13 protein-coding genes and 3 pseudogenes are annotated in these 22,425 nt (G+C 51.9%); 8 read left to right on the top strand and 8 right to left on the bottom strand.

The window, feature by feature from the left end:
• Positions 1 to 19: 19 nt before the first annotated feature.
• The 3 genes from ACW9HW_RS00180 to ACW9HW_RS00170 all read right to left on the bottom strand — a co-directional run bounded on the left by ACW9HW_RS00180 (position 20) and on the right by ACW9HW_RS00170 (position 6,164).
• Positions 20 to 517: a toll/interleukin-1 receptor domain-containing protein gene (locus tag ACW9HW_RS00180; protein WP_457397284.1), complete on the bottom strand. Its 498-nt coding sequence runs from the start codon at positions 515 to 517 to the stop codon at positions 20 to 22.
• Positions 518 to 928: 411 nt separating this feature from the next.
• Entirely contained in the window at positions 929 to 5,479 is a 4,551-nt protein-coding gene (locus ACW9HW_RS00175) for a PIN domain-containing protein (RefSeq protein ID WP_457397283.1), read from the bottom strand.
• A 229-nt stretch (positions 5,480 to 5,708) separates the two neighbouring features.
• Positions 5,709 to 6,164, bottom strand: a complete 456-nt coding sequence (locus tag ACW9HW_RS00170) for a hypothetical protein (protein ID WP_457397281.1) — start codon at positions 6,162 to 6,164, stop codon at positions 5,709 to 5,711.
• A 256-nt stretch (positions 6,165 to 6,420) separates the two neighbouring features.
• Here ACW9HW_RS00170 and ACW9HW_RS00165 point away from each other — a divergent pair, with 256 nt between their 5' ends.
• Together ACW9HW_RS00165 and ACW9HW_RS00160 are read left to right on the top strand one after the other, a co-directional pair.
• Complete coding sequence (locus ACW9HW_RS00165; protein ID WP_457397279.1) at positions 6,421 to 7,308, top strand: hypothetical protein; 888 nt, start codon at positions 6,421 to 6,423, stop codon at positions 7,306 to 7,308.
• Positions 7,305 to 9,002: a hypothetical protein gene (locus tag ACW9HW_RS00160; RefSeq protein WP_457397278.1), complete on the top strand. Its 1,698-nt coding sequence runs from the start codon at positions 7,305 to 7,307 to the stop codon at positions 9,000 to 9,002. Before ACW9HW_RS00165 ends, ACW9HW_RS00160 begins: the two co-directional genes overlap by 4 nt.
• A 99-nt stretch (positions 9,003 to 9,101) precedes the next feature.
• Here the strand turns inward: ACW9HW_RS00160 and ACW9HW_RS00155 are convergent, their stop codons facing one another.
• Genes ACW9HW_RS00155 through ACW9HW_RS00145 form a run of 3 tightly spaced genes read right to left on the bottom strand, consistent with a single transcriptional unit; the run spans position 9,102 to position 15,584 of the window.
• Positions 9,102 to 11,501, bottom strand: coding sequence for an RNaseH domain-containing protein (locus ACW9HW_RS00155; RefSeq protein ID WP_457397277.1), 2,400 nt, complete (start codon positions 11,499 to 11,501; stop codon positions 9,102 to 9,104).
• A complete protein-coding gene (locus ACW9HW_RS00150; protein ID WP_457397276.1) occupies positions 11,498 to 14,563 on the bottom strand; it encodes a hypothetical protein in 3,066 nt (1,021 codons plus the stop codon). The genes ACW9HW_RS00155 and ACW9HW_RS00150 overlap by 4 nt, the downstream gene beginning before the upstream one ends.
• Complete coding sequence (locus ACW9HW_RS00145; RefSeq protein WP_457397274.1) at positions 14,547 to 15,584, bottom strand: restriction endonuclease-related protein; 1,038 nt, start codon at positions 15,582 to 15,584, stop codon at positions 14,547 to 14,549. Before ACW9HW_RS00145 ends, ACW9HW_RS00150 begins: the two co-directional genes overlap by 17 nt.
• Before the next feature lie 349 nt (positions 15,585 to 15,933).
• On the opposite strand from ACW9HW_RS00145, the pseudogene ACW9HW_RS00140 reads away from it, so the two are divergent.
• The 6 genes and pseudogenes from ACW9HW_RS00140 to ACW9HW_RS00115 form a co-directional block, all read left to right on the top strand.
• Positions 15,934 to 17,805, top strand: a pseudogene (locus ACW9HW_RS00140) (DUF637 domain-containing protein); the annotation flags it as partial.
• Positions 17,806 to 17,813: 8 nt separating this feature from the next.
• Positions 17,814 to 18,233, top strand: coding sequence for a hypothetical protein (locus ACW9HW_RS00135; protein WP_457397272.1), 420 nt, complete (start codon positions 17,814 to 17,816; stop codon positions 18,231 to 18,233).
• Between the two features lie 181 nt (positions 18,234 to 18,414).
• Positions 18,415 to 18,834 carry a contact-dependent growth inhibition system immunity protein gene (locus ACW9HW_RS00130; RefSeq protein WP_457397270.1) on the top strand — a complete coding sequence of 140 codons (420 nt, stop codon included), beginning with the start codon at positions 18,415 to 18,417 and terminating at the stop codon, positions 18,832 to 18,834.
• A gap of 96 nt (positions 18,835 to 18,930) precedes the next feature.
• A pseudogene (locus ACW9HW_RS00125) lies at positions 18,931 to 19,169 on the top strand (hypothetical protein); the annotation flags it as partial.
• Between the two features lie 81 nt (positions 19,170 to 19,250).
• Positions 19,251 to 20,168, top strand: coding sequence for a VENN motif pre-toxin domain-containing protein (locus ACW9HW_RS00120; RefSeq protein ID WP_457397632.1), 918 nt, complete (start codon positions 19,251 to 19,253; stop codon positions 20,166 to 20,168).
• Positions 20,165 to 20,425, top strand: coding sequence for a hypothetical protein (locus ACW9HW_RS00115; protein ID WP_457397268.1), 261 nt, complete (start codon positions 20,165 to 20,167; stop codon positions 20,423 to 20,425). The genes ACW9HW_RS00120 and ACW9HW_RS00115 overlap by 4 nt, the downstream gene beginning before the upstream one ends.
• 104 nt (positions 20,426 to 20,529) lie before the next feature.
• On the opposite strand, the pseudogene ACW9HW_RS00110 reads toward ACW9HW_RS00115, so the two are convergent.
• Both ACW9HW_RS00110 and ACW9HW_RS00105 read right to left on the bottom strand, forming a co-directional pair.
• Positions 20,530 to 20,832, bottom strand: a pseudogene (locus ACW9HW_RS00110) (2-hydroxycarboxylate transporter family protein); the annotation flags it as partial.
• A gap of 276 nt (positions 20,833 to 21,108) precedes the next feature.
• The gene (locus ACW9HW_RS00105) at positions 21,109 to 22,425 is read right to left on the bottom strand and encodes a hypothetical protein (RefSeq protein ID WP_457397267.1); all 1,317 of its coding nucleotides are present in this window, start codon (positions 22,423 to 22,425) and stop codon (positions 21,109 to 21,111) included.

Raw genomic sequence — 22,425 nt, 5'->3', positions numbered from 1 at the left:
CACTACCGTAGAGGTGGAGTTAAAGGTTGCGCACCCAAGTACCATTGCCTCGCGTGTCGAACAGAGCCAAGCCAAGGCCATTACTGGGAACGTCAATTTTGTTGTAAAGGCTCAGGTACTCGTTGCCGTAAAAGCGGCCCTGGCTATCTGAGGTGGGGATGATCGCGATGCGGTTATGGTTTTTTTTGCCATCAGCAAAGCCGATTTCCCATGGGCACCAACGGGATGCCATCGAGTTTTGTGTGGCGAGAAATAAGAACCAGTCCGCTTGGACAATTGCGACCTTGATGTTGAACGCCGTCTCAACGTCCGGTATCGCAGGCATCGTCTGATCTTGCCAGTCGATATAGACGTCCCATCCTTGCCTCTTGAGCATTTCCTGCAAGCCCAAGGCGAGCGGGGCATCCTGGTGGCTATGGCTCAGGAAAACGGTAGGCTGTCCAGAGCGCGGGCCTGTTGGGCCTTGAGCTGAACGGTTGAAGCTATTGCTGAGCAAATCTGATTGGCGAATCGGCATTTGGCTTCCCTAGCATTTAGTGGGCACCGTGGCAGCTTTCCTAATGGTGCTAAAGCCAAGTCTCGACGAGAAAATGCAGGCGTTGATCGAGCAATGCATCCATGCGGTGAGCTTTTAGCAGCGCGCAATTATGCTGGTCGAACTGTTTCGGCATCTTCCAAAAATGTGCTGTTTCTGAAGTGCTCGACTGTTTCGCCTGGAATCTAAAAACGTATTTCAGGTGCGCTATCTGTCGGCGAGGGGAAGGAGCTTCAGCACGAATTCGAACAATATTGCTAAGTGAGTTGAATTCGTAATCACGATCGTCTGATCGGGAAGTTACCCCAACACTGGCTACACCACTGTAACCGTCCAGTTTTGTAGCTGATCAGGGTGGTGAACGTCGAAAGTTATCCAAATCGGTGGTCTTGCTTATTCTTCGGTATCACCTGTCTTAACTCGCGCTTCTGCTTCACCTAGCGTATTACCCGTGGTTTGTTCTCGGACGATATCCACATCCTGCGTGCTTTCCTGTTCAGTACCTTGTTCGGAAATTATCGATTCATCCATAGGAGGGGCAGCGGGCACGGTAAGGGCCAGCAACGCGTCCTTGTCTTCAACGCTGTATAGCGGTGCCATCCGCAGATAAACAACCTGGCCATTCAGCGTTTTCGTCTTTTTCGGATGCTGCGAGTCGTCTTTGGCCCTGATCAGCAAACGCTTGATGAGCTCGAAGTGTGTAGTCGTAAACCCGTGCTCACGCAACGGCGAGAATCCTTTGAGGCTTCGGCTGAGAAAATCATCGGGGCAATGTGGATGCCGAAATAGAGGTTCAAGCAGATGAACAATCAACTCCAACAGCATGGCAAAGGTGCACCTGCCGGACTCATACATCTGACAAATAAAGCCGATGATAGTGAAGCTTGCCGATCCGAATTCCACGGTTGGTGCCGCGAGATATTCCCGCAGGCTTTTGATACCTGCGTTCGCAAAAGCCAGGCCCTGGTCCATCATCCCAATGAGATCAGGGATGCTTACTGAGATGAAGGCGCGGCGTGCGATGATCATTTTGATCAGTGCGCATGAATATTCGACATGTCTAAGGGCGCCGGCGTCAGCCAAACCTTTGAGTAGCATCTGGGGCGAGGCAGAATGCAGATCTAGTACTGAGGCGAGTTGACGCAGGCGTGCATCCAGAGTAAGCAGGCCAGCCTCATATTCCTTACATAGCATGAGAGACGCATGCTCTTCCGTAGAAAGTATGTCCCGGAGTCGCTGTAGCTCCGGCGCGGGTTGGAGTGGTCCGTAGGCAGGTACAACAGTGCAAAAACTCGCGATTGCGATGTCGATACTGCGGAGGAAGGCCTGGTCGAGAACGCGTGCCTCCTCGGTTTCTTCATGGAATCCCAGCTGCCCCTCATGTGTGAACATTGTGCCACTCTTGCGCAGTGTGGCCGATGATTCGATCTTCATGTCGAGCGCCCGTCGTGTGGCGGTGCTGACGTATACCTTGGGCAGATGACTCAGCACATCCAAAAGGCCGAACATCGCGAGCTCGGTAAGCATGGCGAGATCAAGAACCCAGCTCGATGCTTGGAGTGGACAGGGGAGGGTGTCATGAGCTGTGCCCACTCCCATGGAGACTTCTAGGTAGGGGCCGTCCAAGGGCCAGCCGCGAACAAGATCAATGACATCTCGCCCCAATCGGTCGGCGATCAAATTAAGCGTGAGTGGATGCTGCTCATAAAGCTCAAGTGATTCGGCGACCTGAGATTGATGTCGATCGAGTTGCTGCAGGAAGATCGAAAAATCCATCTCGCCATTGGCATCTGTTGGGATCGTCATTGCAACGAGGGACTTGCTCGGTACAACTGAGTCTCTGACAAGCTTATGCGACAGTTCCAGCAGACGCTGATGAAGGGACATTATGTGCTTAAGCTCCAACACCTGAGTGCCCATCAGATTGTCGAAGGATACCGTTTCTGACACACGCAGACCGATCAGTCTCGTCGCGAACTCCGAATCAGGCGCGATGAACTCAGCACCCGAGGATGGGGACGTTGCGCCCGAAAAATCGATGCTGACACGTTGAAGACTGCCACTTTCGTCGGCTAGCGCGATGGAGGTTCCTGGCTCTACTACATCCAGAGCCTGGTGAACCTTTTCCATGACCTCCGTCGCTTCTTGCGACAAGGTCAACATCACCTGTATGTGAGTTGCAGCCAGCTCAACGTCGCCGAGATTGTTTCGCACAGCGTGGGCGATCCGGTTCAAGCCTTTCTCAACTTGACCGTGACGCATTTCAATACTGGCCAATAACAACAGGTCTTTAGGGGTTCCCTCCATATGGCGGGGCATGTCCGAGACGAGCGTATCCAAATCGAGTACGCCTTCGCACGCTGCAACACGAATCAGCGTGAGCCAGGCGTTCGCATTTTTACGGTTCTCGCAGACTGACTGTTCTACGACCGTCCGCATGCGTGCCCAGTCGCCCACACTATTGAAGAGGAACAGCGCCTGCTCTCGAGCTTCGGGCGAATCGCGCCAAGTTGCGGGCATCGATTCGAGGAGGTTAAGGGCTTTCGCCTGTCGACCTGTCAGGGTGTAACAGTGAAGCAAATCAACATGCAGTGGTGTAAACGAATCCGCTGGCAGCAGCTTTTCAAACAGGCCAATCGCATCTTCATAGCGGTGAGCACGAAGCAACGCTCGCGCTCCCATTGCAAGCTCCTGCGGCTCAGTACTTTTAGGGGCAAGCTCCGCTACACGATCTACATAACGATTTTGCAGCACCTCGTCGTCATACGCTCGGCTCGCAAAGCACAAATCGATGACAGAATTACTGAGCGGTGTGATGCCAGCCTCCTCCAGCTCAGTGCGAACGGCCTTTGTATCGTCACGCAGCAACAACATGTCCCAGTGAATGTGCCGAAGCATGATCGCAATACGAGGTGCAATGTCGGACTCTGTACGCCGCGCCACCTCTTCGCGAGCCAGTTGCAGTAGATCTGGACGGGATTGTGCGATGCACGCCTGGCCGAACCGAAGTAGGGACTCATCGGGCAACGTGTCGATCGCATCCTCGAAGCGGTCGATCACTTCTTTCCAGCAATCGAGATCGCACATAGCCTCGACTTCAACCCGGGTCATGACGTCCGTGACACGAACGCCCTTTATTTTTGCTTGCTGGATTAGCTCGATAGCTTCTGAGGGCCGCTGAAGCAGTATCATCCCATAGGCCAAGTGAGCGATGACATCGCTGACTACTTTGGGGCTTTGAGAAGACCAGATCGTATTGTCGCGGTCATCGAAGCGAGACATCGCGTCCGATAAGACCTCAGCATGACCGGGCAATAGTGATCGGCAGTTCACTCGAACTTCATCCAGCGTCGCGAGGCGAATAGCGTAGCGAAGGTAAGACTCAAAGATGAAGAACGAAGAGTCTGGCTTGTCCAGGGCTATGCGAATCGCACGTACAGCGCCATCATCGTCGCCCATCCCGGCGAGCGACGAGGCTATCAGTTGCCAGGCCGCAGCCTTGTCTGCAAAATTGCTCGGAATATCATTTTCATCTAATCGCTCGCCAGCGAGCAGCCGAGCATTGGTTGTCACAGCCCAGACGGTAAAGGACTCAGGAAACCTTTCCAGCATCGCGCGGCCAATTTCCAGTGCTGCCTGGTATTCATCCCGAAGCAATCGAGCGCGCACCGCGCCCGCAGCGATACGGTCATCCGAATCACAAAGGCTAGCAGCACTATCGAAATCTTTTGCAGCGGCCTCATCGTTGCCCAGATGCCAGAGCGAAAGGCCGCGGAGCAGATACCATCTGGCCTTCTGATGGTCATCGAAGTCATCCAAATCGCGTTGAAGGAGCTCCAGTTGCCTCAGGCTGTCCTCATATCGATGCTCACGTTGCCCGTCGGTGATTTGATCGAGTTGTCGTGATATGAATGAGTTTGCAGAAGCAGCGCTACCTGAGGGGAGGTCATCTGCAATAAGAACGCCTTGGACGACTGCACTGTTGCTTCGCTTTGGCTTCAAAAGCTCTGCAATTTGGCCTTGGATCTCAAGACTTAAAGGGAGGGCGGAGGTCAGCGTGCCCGTTGTGCCATCCAGCCCCCCACCTCGACCGGCATGGAAGCCATTGAAGATTGAACGAGTGAGTTGAAACTCCAGGGCTAGCGAGCCCAGATGACGCTCTGCTGTGTCCTCACAAACTTGCCCAGCCGAGCTGTTCAGCTCCGCGCATACGGTCTGAAGCAAGGCCCACACATCGTTGCTCTGACGGGAAAAAATTCGCTGGCCAATGAGCTGTTTCTGATTGTCGACCTCAATGGTACGGTCAGAGTCCAGGTCATGTGACATGAACTTAAGATGAAGCATAAAGGGGTAGAGGTCCTCTTTATCCACCTCTGCACCTTTTTGGAGCTCCACCGCGTGTTTGATCGCTGCGTAGGCTTTGCGGTTGCTCTCGTTACTAAACTTTTCTGCGTGAACGCGCACGTGCCAATCGTCAGCGGAGCTGGAAACCATCGCATAACGGACGACCTCTACGGCTCCCTGCATTGAGGAAATGCTGGCGGCGTAATAGACGATGAGGAGTTCGTCCAGGTTGCGTTGAAAACTAGCCTTGGAGAAATCTAACCAAGCGAGCCCGACCGCCTCATTAAAGATTTTATTATCAGTGGGCTTCAGGGACCGCTTCATCTGCAAACATTGCTTGGCAGTCTGCCCGGTGAGGGGATGTCGGAGGAAAATGATCAAATCGTCTGTGTCGTGATCAAAAACTCGGCCCTGGAACAGCAAGCGGGTGATAACGAATCCATCACGAGCACCTGGGCACTGCAATCCCAGACACATGGCGAGAAGGCGGACAGCTTGAACGCGGCGCTCGAATGAACCACCACGATCACCCGTGGAGACAGGGCTTGCTACATTTTTCCGTCCACGTTTTGCAGGCGGGTCTTCGTTGGTTGGAGACACCTTTGCGGACTTTTTCCTTGGAGCCTTTGCCATACTTGGTTCGCAATCCTGAAATACAGCTACATTTTAGCGGGGCGCCACGTGCTGTGCGTAGCCAGGCGCTTTTTTTCCATGTGCAGGGCCATGCGAAAACTGCTGAAAGCCTGAGCGTCCTTCTTGGGTGGTGAGCCTCGAATCCTCGAAAAGGGCGGCTTTTTGTGTCCGTTTTGCGCGTAAATTTCGCGCGGATTTATCTCGTGTGTACCGTCGCCTTTTGAGCTGCATCGATTTTGTACATCACGAACGCACCCACTGCGTAAATAATCCAGTAAACCGGTGCTATCGCCAGGCTGACCAAGAACAGCAGTGCTGTGCTGACAATCAGCAAAATGATGTAGAACTTGAGCAGGGAAGAAGTAACCGTTTTACGGATTTGATTAAGCCCTAATGCAATCCCTGTCATATAGAAGGTGGTGATTAGGCTCCAGATACGAAAGGTAACCGACAGTGCTCGGTCACCTCTACCATGATCCTGCTCAAAGAAAATTGGCCCCAGTAGCCAAAAAACACCAATTGAAATCGCGACGGTTCCCGCAACGCCCCAGCCGAAATAAGTAGCCGAAAAGCTGTATTGACCTTGGCAAAGCCGGCTATGAAAAAACCGCTTGGTCAGAAGTGCAAGTAGGATAGGTATGAGCAAAGACATCAGTGCGATCCGTCGTGAGTGGTGCTGCTTCCTTGGCTGATGAATGGCCTGGCGCCGCAGTGGCTTCTTGGCTTAATTCGGCAATCCAATGTAGTTTGTGGCGCAAAATGTAGCACAGAGCCACTACGTAATGCTCACCTGCCTGGGTGACCAACCCGTGAGGTCCCGCAACGAAGGCGGCTAATCGATTCAGGCCTGGACAACCTGGTTTTCACCGGTACCAAGCAATCACCTTTGCCTCAGGAGTTCATGGTAGATGGATATGATGCGGTTCAATGACCTTTACCTGCGGCTATACAACGAAGCTCGACAGGGAAAGGAAGAGGCACTACTAAGTGAGTTTTATGCCCTCTGGTGCGAGGCAGAGGAGGTGGGAGTTGACCGAGGCAGGCTCCTAGCTGAGGCAAACAATTGTTTGCTACAAATCGCAGACTCAGATCTGTTCACGTTGGCTGCCTGCGAATGGATAGGCAAGCAAGCACATCACAGCATCAGCAAAGCGTTAATGCATCACCTCAGCGTTCGTCATCTGCAATGCCTTCAGTTGCTCAAATTTGATCTCACTGATGCGCCTGAGTCATCTGCCATAGCGGTTGCATCTCGGATGTGTGTGCTGACCGCACCTGTCTCAGTCGTTCTTGGCTGGGTCTTGAGTCTTCATGAAGCGCGACCTTTCACACGCATGACCACCCGGGTAATTGATTTTCTGATTGCAGAATATCCTGTCACGTGCAAACGCCTGCTAGAGGCAGAGCACTCACCCTTTGCTCATTCAGAAGTCGCTCAAGCCACGTTGGAGCGGCTGGTCACCCAAGCCGCAGAGCTAGATGCACTTCCCGGCTTAGTCGAGCTTCGGATGTCATCGGATATGCGGCGCAGCCTCCGATATCTGCGGCGCGACGAAAATCGATCGATGATGGAACAGGTGCGTGAGAACTCTTTGTTTGATCTGATCACGACAGCCCAGCATTTCAAATACTCCAATAGCGTAGCGATGGAGTACGTGACTGACCGCGAGCCCAATGACGCAATCATCCCAATGTTCACTGAAGAAATGAGTATTGAGCTGCCTCAAACCTGGATCACCGACCCGATCCGGTATGCGCAAATTATGAAGAATCTGTGGAGAGCGTCAGACAAATGAGCATTCAGTTAGTCCTTTCTCATTACCTCTCAGGGCTGCGCGAACGTGACGAGCTGGATGCGCTTCTTCCAGACCTGCTCCTCGCCATGGGGCACTCAGTGCTGAGTCGTGCTCAGGTCGGGGTCAACCAGGGCGGTGTCGATGTTCTATCTACACAAGTAAACGCCGATGGAGAGACCGAAGCGTTTCTATTCGTGATCAAGTTTGGCAACGTAAACCGCAATGACTTCTACAGTGGGCAGCAGGCGATCCATCCCTCCATCCGACAGGCCGCAACCGAGTACATCCGCAATCGCTTGCCGGCTCACTTGCGCACCTGTCAGAAAAAGATCGTTTTGGTCTCAAACGGCATCCTGAAGCAAGACGCCCAATCTGATTACTCATCACTGTCAAAAGAGGTTTCGGAGATTTGCCACCTCTGCTCATTAGACTTCTGGGGCATGGATCATCTGAGTCCTCTCATCGAGCAACACCTATTTGACGATGCGTTGCTGCTGGAAAAAGGCAAATCGGATTTACGGGCTGCCCTGGCCGGACTGGAAGACACGGATGCCTCCTTCTCAAGGTTCATACGCTTCGTCGAAGAGTGCATAGACGCACCTGAAGAAGCTGAAGAAAGAACCCCGCAAGCTCGTAAGCAGCGTTTTCTAAAGCGCGCGGCTGCAGCGGCAATGGGGTGGGGTGTGATGCTCGTTTGGGGGCAAAGCGAAGGCAACCATAAGCCAGGCATACTCTCGGGCGAATACCTGTTGTTACGCCTGTGGGGCGCAGCAATAGCACTCGATGTACAGCGCGACGCTCAGTTCCTCAAGCGCTTTGAAACACTGGTGCAACTCCATTCAAATGCTCTGAGCCGCTATTACGATCGGGTACTGCCGTCACTGCTGAATCGGCGCAAGATGCTGAGGTACCGTCCTGACAACGTTCTTTACATTGACCTCGTCTGCGATGAGCTTGGACGTCTGGGCACAGCCTTGCTGTTGCTCCGGGCAGTGGGAGCGGAGCAGTCAAACCGCGTGGCGCTGCACAATCAACTCATTACCTTCCTCAATCTGCACAAAGGGTGCTTGCTGCCCGTCTACGACGGACAAGCCATCGATCTTTCAATCGCACTGACGGCCCTTCTGGCTGAAGGCGATTTTACCAACGCAAAAGTCATCGTGAGCGAGTGCGTCGATCGCTTCGAAACGGCACTGCGCCATGACCTTGCCATGCCTGTAGATACCGACGATATCGAAGATGCCTTGGCGCTACGCAATAAAAAAGAAACCCTGAAAAGTCGGTTCTTCAAAACCACCACCTTGGTTCCGATGCTGGGTACTGTTGCCGGCATTCTGAACGATCAGGATTTGCTCACTAAGCTGTCAACAAACGTTGTCCCTTTGCTGAAAGGGGTGACCATGGAAAGGTGGTTTCCACAAATAGGCCTCCAATCGTTGACGGGCTCTGAAGTCAGCTTGAACTCCATCGGGGTGTCGCGGGCTCTATCAGGTTTTCGAAAGACACCAGCGGAGGAGGTCTATGCATCTGAAAACCTGCCAAGAAATTGTCCTTCGCATGAAGCGTTCGCATGGCACGACACACCTTGGGAGGTGCTGGTGGCCATTTCAGCCAGGATGCACCGTCACCCGTTACCTACCTGGTACCTAGGCAAGTGTGCTCGTGAGTCCCAAGTCGGAACGCTTGTTGATTAGGGCGCTCTTGCAGCGACCGGCATCAATTTCCAGTCGCTGCTTTTACAAAGGTATCAACAGACTCTGAAGCGAAGAGAATGATTGATTTCGTTAAGGAGCTCAGGAGAGGACTAGATCCTCTGCTTCTCGATTGGCGTCGCTTTTTCTTCGTAACTCCATGATTGGATGGTCTCCCGCAATCTGAGCGGCCAAATGCATGGGGCTAGGGCGGCGAAGGTGTCCATCCCACATGGGTGCATTTCTGCAAAGTATCGCTATTTGTTCTGCAATCGCAGTATTGGTTGCGAACGAACCCGGTCGAATCAGAGTGATCTCTGTCACCCCTAGCAGGTGCCAAGGCTCCTTCAGGGTTGGACTGGCGATATCGTAGCGAGAGTTATACCGATGTGAACGGGACGTCATGAATACTTTCGAAGGCGAAACGAAATAATAGACAGAGTCACTCGTCATCGACTGGAAGAGACCTAGTTTGCGCCCGATGTAAAAGGGTCCGTCAGGGTGACTGACGTGGTCGCCAGTTATTTGGGCGACATCTCTGTCTGCCCTCACTCGAATGATTGCTGTGCCAGGCGGGACGGGAGGAAGTCCAGAGCCAGGGCTGTCCTTCAAGCCCCCATACAGGCTTCTTAGTAAACTGTGGAGACATACAATCAACGGGCTATGAGCACTGGGTGTAGAGGCCAGCATGGACTGGTCAATGAGCCGTATGGTCTGGCTCTTGTCCAATAGCCCGGGCCATGCATGAATCGCACACACACCTTCAGTGAAGGGGAACCAACGCCCTTGTTGTGACTGAGGATGATCAAACCAGAAAATGTCAGTTTTCGTGCCCCCTGCGATCACACGGGTGATGACTGGAAGAAATTTTTCTGCGCCAGCCTCTGTGATTCTGTCCAGAAAGACCGTTTGTACGGTGGTGCCCTCGGGAATATTCTTCGAGCGAGGGAACAGGGTAGGAAAATAGCCGAAAAGCCGGATGGTTTCGGTAACTGCATTTAATGCCTTGAAGTCACGATTATCCTCGTCATCATCCTTCGACGATTGAGCACCAGTGCTGGGTGGCAAGCGCATGATGAATTGGGTAGCGATTCCCTGCTCGGCAAGAACTCGGCGAATGAAGTGTTTAGGATCGTTGTCCTCTTTGGACGCAGCCTCGACACTGGTTTCAACGACGGCTACCGAAAGCCCGTATTGTTTGAGGCTGGGAATTACGTACTGGAGAAGCCAGCGTTTTAACTCATCAAGGCTACGAGCTCCATGAAGCATCGCCTCACTGTCTGGCGCCTCGATTCGACGCAGCGAGATGGCAGGGGGAGCAATTTTCCTGAAGAAAGGCATGCTCCCGAGAGTCTTGCTCGCTTCAGTTAGCCTAAGCATCGTTTGAGCGTGCGCTGATAAAACCGCGACTCGAATTTCTGCTACTGCATTTTCGCTGTTGGGTGGCGATGACTTCAGACTCGAGACGGCTTTCTTGGCCTTCATTTGAACTGAACCAGGCAGGCAAGTGAGCAGATGGAAGCTCACCATGTCGAGGAACAATGAACCCGGGCCTGAACCAATTTTTGGGTTCGAAGGCATGACCGCATGATAAGGCCTGAACGGACTATCCACGGAAATGCTTCCTTCAGTCAGCATTGGTAGATGATTCGAGCCAGTTAAAAACTTGAGCAAATCATTCGACGGGAACTCGTAGATATTTTGGAATCCTCCGTCCCTGGGAATGGACTTCACTCCTGCATGCACTATGACTCCACCGGCGTCGACCCAAGCATGCCTTTTCTTTCCAATCCAATTTGGCATGAGGTGGCTCATGCGAACTCGCAGTTGAATGAAGGGCTCCTCTCGATCGCGAAGCAATACGAGCTTTGGCTCGATGACATGCAACGAGCTACAGAGATACTCGCCCGCTTTGGATGTGGCGATCACAGGGTCATCCCACGTCACCAGCGAGCTATCAGACGCGAGGTGTAAGCGGACACCTCGCTTTGCTCCAGCGACTTCTGTGGGCGTAGCAGGCCTTTGCACTTGAAGGGGTGTGTTGCGCATCTCCAGGGCAATGCGCCAAGGGATAGTAGGGTAAGCGAGTGGAGAGATTTTCCCTGGTTTCAATAACGCTTGCGCAGACAGGGGCACGACGTCGGTGACGATAAGTCTGCTCTCCAGTCCTTCTACAGCAGCATCATGCCGTCGCATGATTTCCATCGCCCAAAGCTGAAGAACCTGATTGATCATTTCAATCGGCAGTGGGAACAGCATGAGAATGGCGGCGTTGCCGTTATCAAAATAGGGCTTGTTCGCGACCTTTACGGGTCCTTTGGAGAGTGCCGAGAGCATTTCCTCGAGCGCGTTGGTAGGTAAATTCGCATACGCTTTCTTGCCAAGGCTTTGGAGGACATTCCACGCTGACAGATAGTCGGGGCCGATCTGCACGCGATAGGCGGGAGCCAACTGGCTGGGATCAAAGCTGAAGAGGCTGGTTCGCAATTCTTGGTCTTTCATGAGGCTTCCTGCACAGAGCGACGAATGTATTGTTCAACGGCTGTTGCGATGCCGTTGTGATGGTTCGCGAATTGAGGCCAGACCCCTTCGTCCTTGAGGCGCTTCACACTCGTATCAAGCAGTGAGTACCACTTCACGCGGCCATGTCTGAAAGCACCATCTGCGAAGTAGCAGGTCACTGGGGTGCCACCTCGCCGTCCCCTACCAATCAGTTGCGTGAGGGAAACCAGAATGTTCATCACGGTGTAGTGGCGAACGTTCGCTGGTTGCTGATTGAATGCAGGCGGCGAGCTGCGAATGCTGTGGAGAATCATGTTTGCCAATGCACGTTCTTTTCTGAGTATTCCACTCAGGCTCGAAGAGGGAGCGATGGTGTTCCACGTCTCATAGCAGAGATGGGCCAGATTGTTTTTCGGATCATCAGAGGATGGCAATGGGCGTACGCAAACGACAACTGCACCTATAGCCGAAAGGCCATCGTCATTCACGATATTGTGCCCCCGAGCCATTGGTTGCAGTGCACTGACAAGAATGGTTTTGTCCTTGTGCTTGCCTGAGGTGAATTCGGTCAAGTCGTCATAGATGAGGGTGTCGGTGGAGTGGAGTGCCGTGGCTCTTGCCTCGCTGGCTCGCCCTCTTACCCAGCCCACGATCGGGGTGGGTGCCAGCCGCGACAGCGTAATGGCTAGAAGCTCGGCGTCGGCATCACTGTTCGCCACCAGAAGGAGCCTGGCGCGATCCTTTGTTTCTGTTGCGCTCGAAAGTTGAGTCAGAAGCTGTTGCAGCCTTGGCCAAATCTCTTGTGCCAGATCTTTGATTCGCTGTGGTCGTTCATGAAAGGGCGCACCCGAAACAACGGTTTGCAACGGAATGTCTTCGAAAGTGACTTGCCCCTCTGCGTCGGGTACGTCAATGAAGTCACGGGCTTTGAGATCGTAAGCGCTTGCGCCTGGGAAATAAGCTGTGGCGGAAAATCCTAAAAACGCTCTTTTCACTCCGGCGTATCCCAAGGCGCTGATGTCGGGAAGGGCAAGCAGCATGCTGTGTGGGTCTCCACGCATGGCGACCACATTCAGCACCGATTCATTGAGGGCGACCTGCCTGCGTTTGAAGCCGTATACAGTTCTGTGGAGAGGACCAAATGGGCTTAATGACAAGGGCTCCCTGCCTTTCAGGTCTCGCTGAAGATCGTATGCGAACGGAACTTCAGCCCCCACAAAGGATGGTAACTCGCTTTGCAGGTCACGTAGCGAGGCTTCGGTGAGATCCAAAAGTCGGCGCAGGATTAGCGCTGCTTTGAGGCGTTTCAAACGCTCGTGGCCAAGCCGAGAAGGGAGCAAATCTTGGGCAGAAAGTGAGGCAGTGATTCTGCCTATTTCCATTGCATGATGTTCGGGGTGCGGAGCATTCTGACCGCTCACCAGGATCAAATTCCTGCGTAGGTCTTTAAGGTGATCAGGAACATCGGCTTCTTCAGGGCTGCACAGATTCTGCAGTGTGTCGAAACTTATGCCGAGGGAGCTCATGATCAGACCATCTTCGGCCGATGCCCAAGTAGTCTCTTTTTTTGGCCACTCGAAGTAACGACGTTGCTGCAGGTACATCAATTGATCGACGCCATTGGCACAGTAATTCAGCGGCCATTTGATCCGCAGGAGACTGCTTCGATCAATGCCCGGGATCCTGGAGGCGCCTACCAGGGTCGAATTCAGCTTTTTCAGTGGGCTACTGTCATTCGCATTGCCTAACTCTAGATCGAATGCGCTGCCATCGATCGCGGATTTGAGTAGGCCGTCGATTTCATCCACCAGGAAAACTGACGCGTGTCGAAGAAGCAATTCAATAAAGCTTCGCGGGCCAGGGTATTTATCCGAGTCGTCGAAGGGAATCCGCGTCGAACCTGACAACACCGCGTGATGGTTGACGACGATGATATCGGCCTCGAGCGCTTCCTCCAGCATCGAGGTCATTCCACATGTGAACAGGAATGGGCAGTGCCGAAGCTTTTTGCTGCTTTCTTCTCCTTGAGCGTTCTTGTCCGTCAACTGCAGTCTGAAGCATGGCTCCTGACCCACAGGCATGTCTTCAAGTTCTGTACCGAAGGTGTTTAACAGACAGGAGTAGTCGTAAGGATGATCGCGTTTCTCCTGAACAAATTGGAGACTCGCTTGTTCCGGGATACGCTTGAAGGAATGCAGCGGTGCGACCTTCAACATGGGTGAGGTAGCCTGCGCAGATCGACGTAGGCTTTGAACGGTGTTGGCTACATCCACGAGGCTGGGTACCGCAACGACAGTCTTGTGGCCGCGTGCAGCAGCATTGATCGCCATCAAGAGCATCACAACCGATTTCCCGGTGCCGGTTGCGGCGTTGATGCGATAAAAATTTCCCGCATTCACCGTCTTCTCTGACTCTTTTCCCCAGAGATTTTTCAGGGAGCTCACGTGACTGTTGTGCAGTCCACTCGTACTGTCCAGCTGCAATGCCAAGTCGTGTAGATCGCTGTGGTGCCAGGTAATCTGGGGCGTGGCAGGTGAATTCGCTACCGATATCACCTGGCTTTGTGAGGGAAGGAAGGGGCGTTCGCTTTCCTTGATGTTGTACAACTTCGTTCGGCTTGCTGATACCGACTTCAGAAGAATATCGCCACCCTCGGGTAGAGCGACAGTGCGACCAGGTTGGCGCCAGTTGCGAAGCGCTTCGTAGTGCTCAGTGATAATGACGTCGAGGTTCAAATCAGCTTTGACGCTGTAGGTATCTGATTCGCTGAGAGGGTGACCTTGCCGATCGGGGTCGCACAATTGAAACAGGCTGAATTCATCAGCAAATACAGAATATGCCTCCTTCAAAAAGTAGCTTGGTTGGGCCAAGGGCATGGGGCGCAGTCTGAGTCCTACCGCGATCTGGGTTTGCTCCTCCAGCGAAAGACTTGGCCACACCGTCCACTTCTGTGTCCTGCCTGCAATAAGAGCCGCCGCGTCTGCCAGTTCCGGCTTCCTATTGGCGTATCGTGCTGCCAAGGCCAGAAAGAGTGTTGTGGTGATTTCAGAAAGTGTTCGCAAGGCGCATCAGCTCCTTGATGCAATCACGCTGGGTATAGACGCTGATAGACGAGATAATCAGCTCTCTTAACAGTGGGATGTGCATCGATTGGTAGTCGGGTATCACGATCCATTGCGAGGCAGGCCTATTTGTTGAATTGACGTGATGGGCCAGCTGATGTGGTGACGACCATACCTTCGCGTCGATCTCCACATCCTGTGTACCGATGCGAACACGAAGATCTGCCCGATCAACCTCGGGCCATAACGTTACCGCCAGGCCGAGCGCAGCTATCTCCCGGGCGAGTGACAACTCCAGAAGGCCGGGAAGCAATGTGAACTTCCAGAAGGGAGCCATCAGCATTTTTTTACCCGCCGCAGGTTCCCCATCGAGCGCGATGCCATTCACACGATTGAGCAGTTTTTTACCGTCTCTGTAGTAAAGGCTCTGCTTTTCGCGACACCAGGCAGAAATGCACTCAACGTCTTGCTTCAGTGGGTGCATCGGCCAGCGGCATTCCGGACATCGGTAAATTTTTCCCTCGATCTGAAGGTGAGCCGGAATTTCTTCGTAAAACTCATCCAGCTGAAGCGACAGGGGAATGAAAACCGGTGCGACTTGCATAGGAGTAATGACAGGTTCCTCAATGAGGAGTTGCCGGAACCGCCGATATTGCTCATCACCGTGCTGCTTCAGGCGACAGCGATCCCGGATGTCCTTTACCTTTGATTGAATGCGATCCCATATCTGTTTGGCATCCATCTCCACCGCCACTTCGTGACAAGTGACGGTGGGCAATCCTGCCGCCAAGAAGGCACCCTCATAGTCACCTCGAACAAACTCCGGTAACCACTCTGTTGCTGGACGGGAAAGAAGATCCTCCAAAGCCATAGGCCTAAGAGGAGGCTGATCGGGGTTGATCCTCCAAAGGAGTGCAGATGCTTCTCTGAGCAGAGGCAACGCCGCGGCACGATTGTTATGGCAATACGTTGCGGCGTGCGCCAGAAGCAAAAGCAGGCGTTGAGAGAGCTGGGTATCCATACGACGACCCTCGATTTACAAGCGATTCTGCTGGTCGAACGAGCCCGGCATCTTTCAAAACCTTGCTATTTCTGAAGACTCGTCCGCTAACCGAGAAACCACAACAAGCAAGCTACAACAATGGTCGATTCAATATCTGAAAAGCCTTGAACGCACACCTACAGTCCGGAGCGGATCGATATTGATGCTTTAACAACGTGAAATGTTTCCTGCAGGAGTTAACAAGCTTAGCCGCCTCGAGGCGCGAAGTTGAGCGACCAACGCATTTTTTGGAGCAGAGGCTTACTCGGTAACTCTAGGAGAGCGTATCAAGGAAAGGTCTGCATTTATTCGATAGTCCAATAACGCAAGTCGACAGCGGGAAATTGTCGAAGTCGGTATCGGCAGTGAGATCACCAGCGGTGGTGACCTGATGCTGGTCAGTGGTGGGGATCAGCGTTATCAGGTGGGCAAGCTCAATAGTGGGGGTGATCTGACGCTGGACAGTGGGGGGAGCATTACGTTTGAGGCAGTGAAGGACCTGCATCAGGAGAGTCATGAGAAGAGCAGTAATAGCCTGGCTTGGACCAGTGCCAAGGGGAGGGGGAATACCGATGAGACTTTGCGTCAGAGTGAGCTGACGGCCAACGGTCAGATCGTGATCAAAGCGGTTGATGGTTTGAAGATCGACCTGAAGAACATCGATCAAAAAACCGTAAGTCAGACCATCGACGCGATGGTCCAGGCTGACCCGAAGTTGGCCTGGTTGAAGGACGCCGAGCGGCGCGGGGACGTCGATTGGCAACTCGTAAAAGAACTGCATGACAGCTGGGACTACGAAAGCTCAGGTTTAGGCGCCGCTCCGGCGCTCATTATTGCCATTGTTGCCAGTTACTTCCTCGGCCCGATTTTCGGTCCAATGGCCAGCAATCTTGTTGTCGGCACGATCGATGGCGGAGGCGACCTGGGCGCCGGGTTTAAAGCTGCCACCAGTCGTGATGCGCTCAAGAGCTATGTCATCACGGCGGTCACGGTGAACCTGACGCAGGGCTACTTCAATGATTGGACTGGCACTACTACCAACTCTCTCACCGGAAAGATCACAACCAACCTGAGCACCTGGAAGGGCATAGGTCAGTTCGCGGCCAGCCAAGGTTTGCAAAACGGCACCTCAATGGCGTTGAGCAAGATCATGGGGCAGGGCGGCGACTTGGGCGATGCCTTGCAAAACACGTTGTTTAACACCCTGGCGGCGGCCAGTTTTAATGCCGTGGGGGATTACGCCCCGTGGGCCGACGGCAGCCTGCAAAAGGTCATGGTTCATGCCATGGTCGGTGGTCTATTGGCACAAGTCAGCGGCGGTGATTTCCGTACCGGTGCTTTGGCGGCGGGTGCTAATGAGGCGCTGGTCGACCAGCTCAACAAGTGGGTCGGTGGCGACAAAGACCTGCTGAATATGACTTCGCAAATAGTGGGGTTGTTGGCTGCGGCTACGCAGAGTGGTGCTGATGCGGATAGTTTGCAAAAAGGCGCTTGGGTGGCGCAGAACGCCACGCAGTACAACTACTTGGACCACAAGGACCTGGACAACTTCGAGCCGGAGGCTCGTGCCTGTAAAGCTAAAGGCAACTGCGATGATGTTCAGAAAAAATACCGTGACTTGAGTCTCGTAAATCAAGATGCGGTTTACGATTCTTGCAAACAGGTGCCTTCTCAATGCATACAGCTTTTTGGGCAGCTTATAGATGATCAGAAAAGTCTGCAGGAAAGGATTGCTCATCTTCAGCTCGACAGTAGCATTCCTTTTGAACTGAAAGTTGACTTGGCGCGGTATCAACAGAAAAACGCCTCTGCCATCAGTGAACTGATCGCTACGAAATCAAAGTTAGCTAATATCGAGAACGGTGCTTCGATCAGTGCTGCTGACCGTGATAGCTTGATTCTGAGCGTGGTGAGCGGTGGCTTGTTTGGGAAAATCGGAGCTGGTGCAAAAGGCGTTAACACTCCACTAGGCTTGGGTTCGACAGGCAGAACTGCGCCTGCTAATTTGAGTGAACAGCTTGCTATGGAACAGGCTATTTCAAATCCGGCGGCTGGTCGCCAGCTACCTGTTCCTATGACTGATCCTCGATGGCCGGCTGCTGATGGTTGGGTAAAATCAGCCCAAAATATCAATGGTATTGAAATTCATTACGTCAGAAACTCCACTACGGGAGCCATTGATGATTTTAAGTTTAAGTGAGTAAGCACATGCTAGCTAAATGCAAATCTAGTACCGGTGAAGCTATTCCACCCTCGAAACGGTATTTGGGTGAGGTTGATGAAACTGATTACTCTCCATTAAAGATTGATGAAAATTATTTGGTGTACGCTTTATTATTTATCTTTGATCGGGTGGACTTTTTAGTGCGGGCTCCTGACCAGCCACCTTTCTGGGCTCCGAGTAATTTGTTTGACTTGATAGACTCTAAAATCCCATCAGGTTGGGAGTTCTGTATTACTCAGTCCAGCGCTGATTATAGAGTTTTGTTTGAAACTTTTGGAATAAACTCTATTTTGGGGTATTCGTTGTTGGTTAATGAGTATCAGCATTATATAGGGGTTGTTGAGCGCGAGCCAAGAGAGGTACTTAGATTCATGGAGAACACTTTAGTTCGTGAGGAGGCCTGATTTTTGTAGCTTGTTGGTGCAAAAGGCATCCAGAAGGTTCCAGGTTTGGGAGAGGTAGATGACTTCTTTGCATCACAATCGACTAACCTTAATAAAAAACTGGAAACAAAGATTGGTGAGGGTCGCTTGCTGCAGTTTATGTAATAAAGCGAATTGAAGAAGCAATAGGCGGAGTGGGGATGTGAAAAAAACGTTTCGTTCAATAGCAACTAGCCAGAATAGCTCTTGGCAGCCTGAAGTCATTCCATCGCCTTTGACTCAATGGTATCGCTCTGTTTGTGACGTGCCTATTGATGAGTTGAGTGCTGAAAATTTATGCCGTGCGGTGAGACAAGAATTATTCATATTTGAATTATTGCCGGTCGCTATTGCCGCTTTACAAAAAGATTTGTTTTTTGGTTATATAGATGATGGGGAGTTGTTGAAGGCACTTTCAAAATTGCCAGTCTGTTACTGGAAGGAAGATTTGTTTTTGACAAAAAAGATGCTATCGCTCTTGAGCAAAGATAGGTGGCGTCTAAATTTAGAATCAGATGTAGCTGATTCGGCAGATGTATTGGCAGATGTTTTGGATGGAGTTGTTGGTAAAAACAAAAAATAACGTCGAAAGGAGGAACGCATTCACCTTTCCCCTTTTTTCGTGGCAGGTCGAGAAATCGCCAAGAACAATACCCTTTAGGCCTTGTTCAACGCACCGCGGGTGCAGTGGCTGCCCGATACCAGCGTGCACAGCAAACTTCACAAGAACCTAATCGAGACTAACCCGGTACTCACCGATCTCAAGCAGTTCATGAGCTCGGACTACCTGCTGAGCAACCTCAGCTATGACCCGGACATCGCCGCCAAACGCCTGGACGACGGTTGATGTTCAAGTACCTGATGAACAACGCCATCGTCAGCAAGGACGAGCTGAACCTCTCCGTCGGCGTAACCCTCATTCAAGGCTTGGCGGGCGGCAATATCGCCCAGGCATTGGTTGGGGCTTCGGCGCCCTATCTGGCTGAAACCATCAAACAAATGACCAAGGGCAACGAAGAAGCACGAATTATGGCTCATGCCCTGTTGGGTGCATTAACTGCGAGTGTGCAAGGGGGAAATGCGGGGGCTGGCGCAGCCGGTGCAGCACTTGCTGCAGGCAGTACCGACGCAATAATGCAGGCGTTGTACGGCACTACAGATGTGAAGGAACTGAGTGAAAGTCAAAAGCAAACGGTTTCTGCCTTAGTGACAATGGCAAGCGGTGTTGCCGGGGGGCTTATAGGAGGGAACAGCGCTGCCGCGATTGCAGCCGCGCAGGCCGGGAAAAATGCTGCCGAAAACAATGATATGGTTATCTTCCCTCCCGGGTTGGTGGCCACTAGCCAAGCCGCGGCATCCTATGGTGAGTATGCGGTTCTACACGGCGCGTCAGCGCAAGAGATGGAAGCAGGATTTAAAGCCATAAGAGAGGGCGAAGGTTTTGAAGGACCCGATGCCGCCAAAGGGCTGATTCAAGCATGGACCATTATGATTGCAGGCCCTTTGAGCGCAACAGAACTCTCGGTTGGGGCGGCGGCAATGGGCTTGGGAGCGGCTATTTCAGCTGGTGCGAACACTGGTTATCAGCTGACAAAAGATGAGCCTTTCAGCTATGGCGATGCTTTCATTGCCGGGGTTGTCGGTGGATTGACTCAGGGCAAAGGATTTTGGGTGACACAGGGTGCAGGATTGAGCAGCTCATATCTCGGAAGTCTGATAAAAGGTGAGGATCCTGCCTATCCGTTATTGGGTTCATTTGTTGGCACAACAATCGGATTCAAAGGTGGTCCTGTTATTTCAAATGTCCTTAAACCCTACGTAGGGGATACTTCGGCGGAAGTGTTTGGCAATATGGCTGGATCATTTACGTCTGAAGTGGCAGGTGATGCGGTGCAGAATTTTGGGAATAAAAAATGAAGCCGAAAAAAGTAGGGGTTCGCTTATATTTTTTGCTGTTGTTTTGCTGTGTCTTGTTGTTTTTGGTCGCGGGCTCCTGCGGCGTGGTTATAGGGGCTTTTGCACATTATTCTAAAAATGGTGTTTGGGTTTTTGATGGGGGTTTTGCACTAGGAGTTTTAAAAGGGGCATTTATTTATGGAGGGGTCGGAGCGACGTTTCTTTGGATCAAAGCTAAAATGGGGGAGCGAAAAAGGCATTTGAAAGTAAAAGATTGAAGAAAGGAATGGGGAAAAAGGGCACTGATTTATTTGGTTGGCCTGTGCACTGGCCAAAAAATAAACGCGCCCCTTTTTTATTACTATCTTCAAGTCACCCGGCCTCAAACAAAAACCTGCAACAACACCGTCGCCAAAATCACCGTAGAAGCCCCGCCAATCCGCGTCGAAATCTGCGCTTACGGCATCAGCGACATCCGGTTCGCCGCCGACAGAATCGCCACATCTCCGGTACCGCCCAGCCCACTGTGGCAGCAGGTCACGATGGCCGATTCGATCAGGTACATCTTCATCAGGTTGTCGATGAAGAAACCCGCAATCGTCATCGACACAACGACCGACACACAGACCAGCACATAGCCCACCGAGAACACTTTCACCACGCTGTCCAGCGGCACATAGAGCATGCTGCCTTGATCGACGCCCGTGCAAGTCGTACATGTGTCGAATCTATCCAAACCAATAGCATTGCCATGGATGACCCGGTTGCACGGGACCTGTTGAATCTGTTTAAAACCTCCATTGCCTATGACACGTATGGCTTGATGGCGGGTGATCCGAGCAAGGTATTCATCTGCTCGGGGAGTGTGATAGCCCGAGGTAGGAGAAGTCAGATCGTTGTCTAATACGCTCTAGAATAGCATTGTGATTATATAGTAGCTGAGAACGGTATAAATGACCCTTCACGATAGTGCTTTCTTAGGACTGCTGCAACTCGATGCGGACGACCCAAAATCCTGAATCTGATGATGGATATTGAAGTCTTCCCCGATCATTTCAAAAACATGTCCCTGTTTGGCCATCACTAATACTCGTGCCAGATTCAAGTAGTGCTTATAGGTCGTGACAATCCTCGAGTGCCCCATCTGATTCATGATGGTTTGAGCAAGGGCACGATCGAGTACGTCGGCAGCATCGGTCAGCAGCCTCTCTCCGTGATGCTGAATCATCATCATGGTGGGCCACCAATGTCGAGCTTGGTAGAAATCATTGAGCATTGAAAAATTTGGATTCTTGGCGTACGCCAGTTTTTTTGCATAGGTCGTAGCGTCGGAAATCTTTTTAGGTGTTACCGGCTCCCCTTCATCAGTAAGAAAAAGGATTGAAGGCGGGCAAGCTTGGCCGAATTTTTCCTTGTATTTTTTTCGACGTTCCGCGTATTGCTTATCCGTATAGCTTTTTTCAACGTCATCTAGCGCGTAAGCAGGAATAATTACATCGCGCAGCTTGTTCCCTTTACCCAGTGTTTTGTACGGAAATTGTGTCTCGCCCTCCGGCATTTGTGAGCGCGGCAAGATATGTTTGTTTTTGCCGTTTCCCAAATACGGAAAACTGCAGAGCTCAATGGGGCGCAAAGCTGTGGCAAGCTCCAAGCAAAACATCGTTGCATAAACGCTATCTGGGTAAGACTCCAACAGCAGTTTTATCTCCCAATCGGTGATAAGAGGATTTTGATGATGCTGACGTGATTCCCGATCGAGTACGCGAATGGGGTCACTGTCTATGCGAATGCCTGCTTTCTTCTTGATGTAGTTAAGCATCCTGTCGCTTTTTACATTCAAGATCCACGTTTCTTTCTTGATGTTGACGTTGCATGTGAACGGGGATTCGACAACCCAGGCAAAGAAATTTCGAACGATCAATGCATCGTCAAAAATCGTGGCCGAGGAAGGGCGTGCGGCACCTTTCTTAAGACGCGCAGCATGTCGGGAGACTTGCCACCGCTTGATATCAAGGTTGCGAACCATAGTGTGGTAATCGCCCGGTGCCAAGGATTTGAAGGGTTTTTGAGTCTCTAGAAATCGATAGAACATTGAGATGACTGTAGCGTAGCGTTTTGACGTTTGTAGCGAGGAGCGAGTCTTCTCATGGAGATAAAGGTTCGGGACAGAGAGTAGAACGTTCTGTTTTTTATAGTCGGCGATCAGGATGTAATGCTTTGTGAGAACATCGAGCATTGTTTCGTAATATGACAAGCTTTTACATTGGATATTCAACAT

The sequence above is a fragment of the Pseudomonas sp. SDO5532_S415 genome, from assembly GCF_054071155.1.
This window is presented reverse-complemented; position numbering and strand designations above follow the sequence as displayed.

Bases quoted from the DNA above. Each gene is read 5' to 3' on its own strand.
- ACW9HW_RS00115 (WP_457397268.1), top strand. From the start codon at position 20,165: ATGAAGCCGAAAAAAGTAGGGGTTCGCTTATATTTTTTGCTGTTGTTT.
- ACW9HW_RS00145 (WP_457397274.1), bottom strand. From the start codon at position 15,584: ATGGATACCCAGCTCTCTCAACGCCTGCTTTTGCTTCTGGCGCACGCC.
- ACW9HW_RS00180 (WP_457397284.1), bottom strand. From the start codon at position 517: ATGCCGATTCGCCAATCAGATTTGCTCAGCAATAGCTTCAACCGTTCA.
- ACW9HW_RS00160 (WP_457397278.1), top strand. From the start codon at position 7,305: ATGAGCATTCAGTTAGTCCTTTCTCATTACCTCTCAGGGCTGCGCGAA.
- ACW9HW_RS00105 (WP_457397267.1), bottom strand. From the start codon at position 22,425: ATGTTGAATATCCAATGTAAAAGCTTGTCATATTACGAAACAATGCTC.
- ACW9HW_RS00165 (WP_457397279.1), top strand. From the start codon at position 6,421: ATGGATATGATGCGGTTCAATGACCTTTACCTGCGGCTATACAACGAA.
- ACW9HW_RS00120 (WP_457397632.1), top strand. From the start codon at position 19,251: ATGACCAAGGGCAACGAAGAAGCACGAATTATGGCTCATGCCCTGTTG.
- ACW9HW_RS00170 (WP_457397281.1), bottom strand. From the start codon at position 6,164: ATGTCTTTGCTCATACCTATCCTACTTGCACTTCTGACCAAGCGGTTT.
- ACW9HW_RS00155 (WP_457397277.1), bottom strand. From the start codon at position 11,501: ATGAAAGACCAAGAATTGCGAACCAGCCTCTTCAGCTTTGATCCCAGC.
- ACW9HW_RS00135 (WP_457397272.1), top strand. From the start codon at position 17,814: ATGCTAGCTAAATGCAAATCTAGTACCGGTGAAGCTATTCCACCCTCG.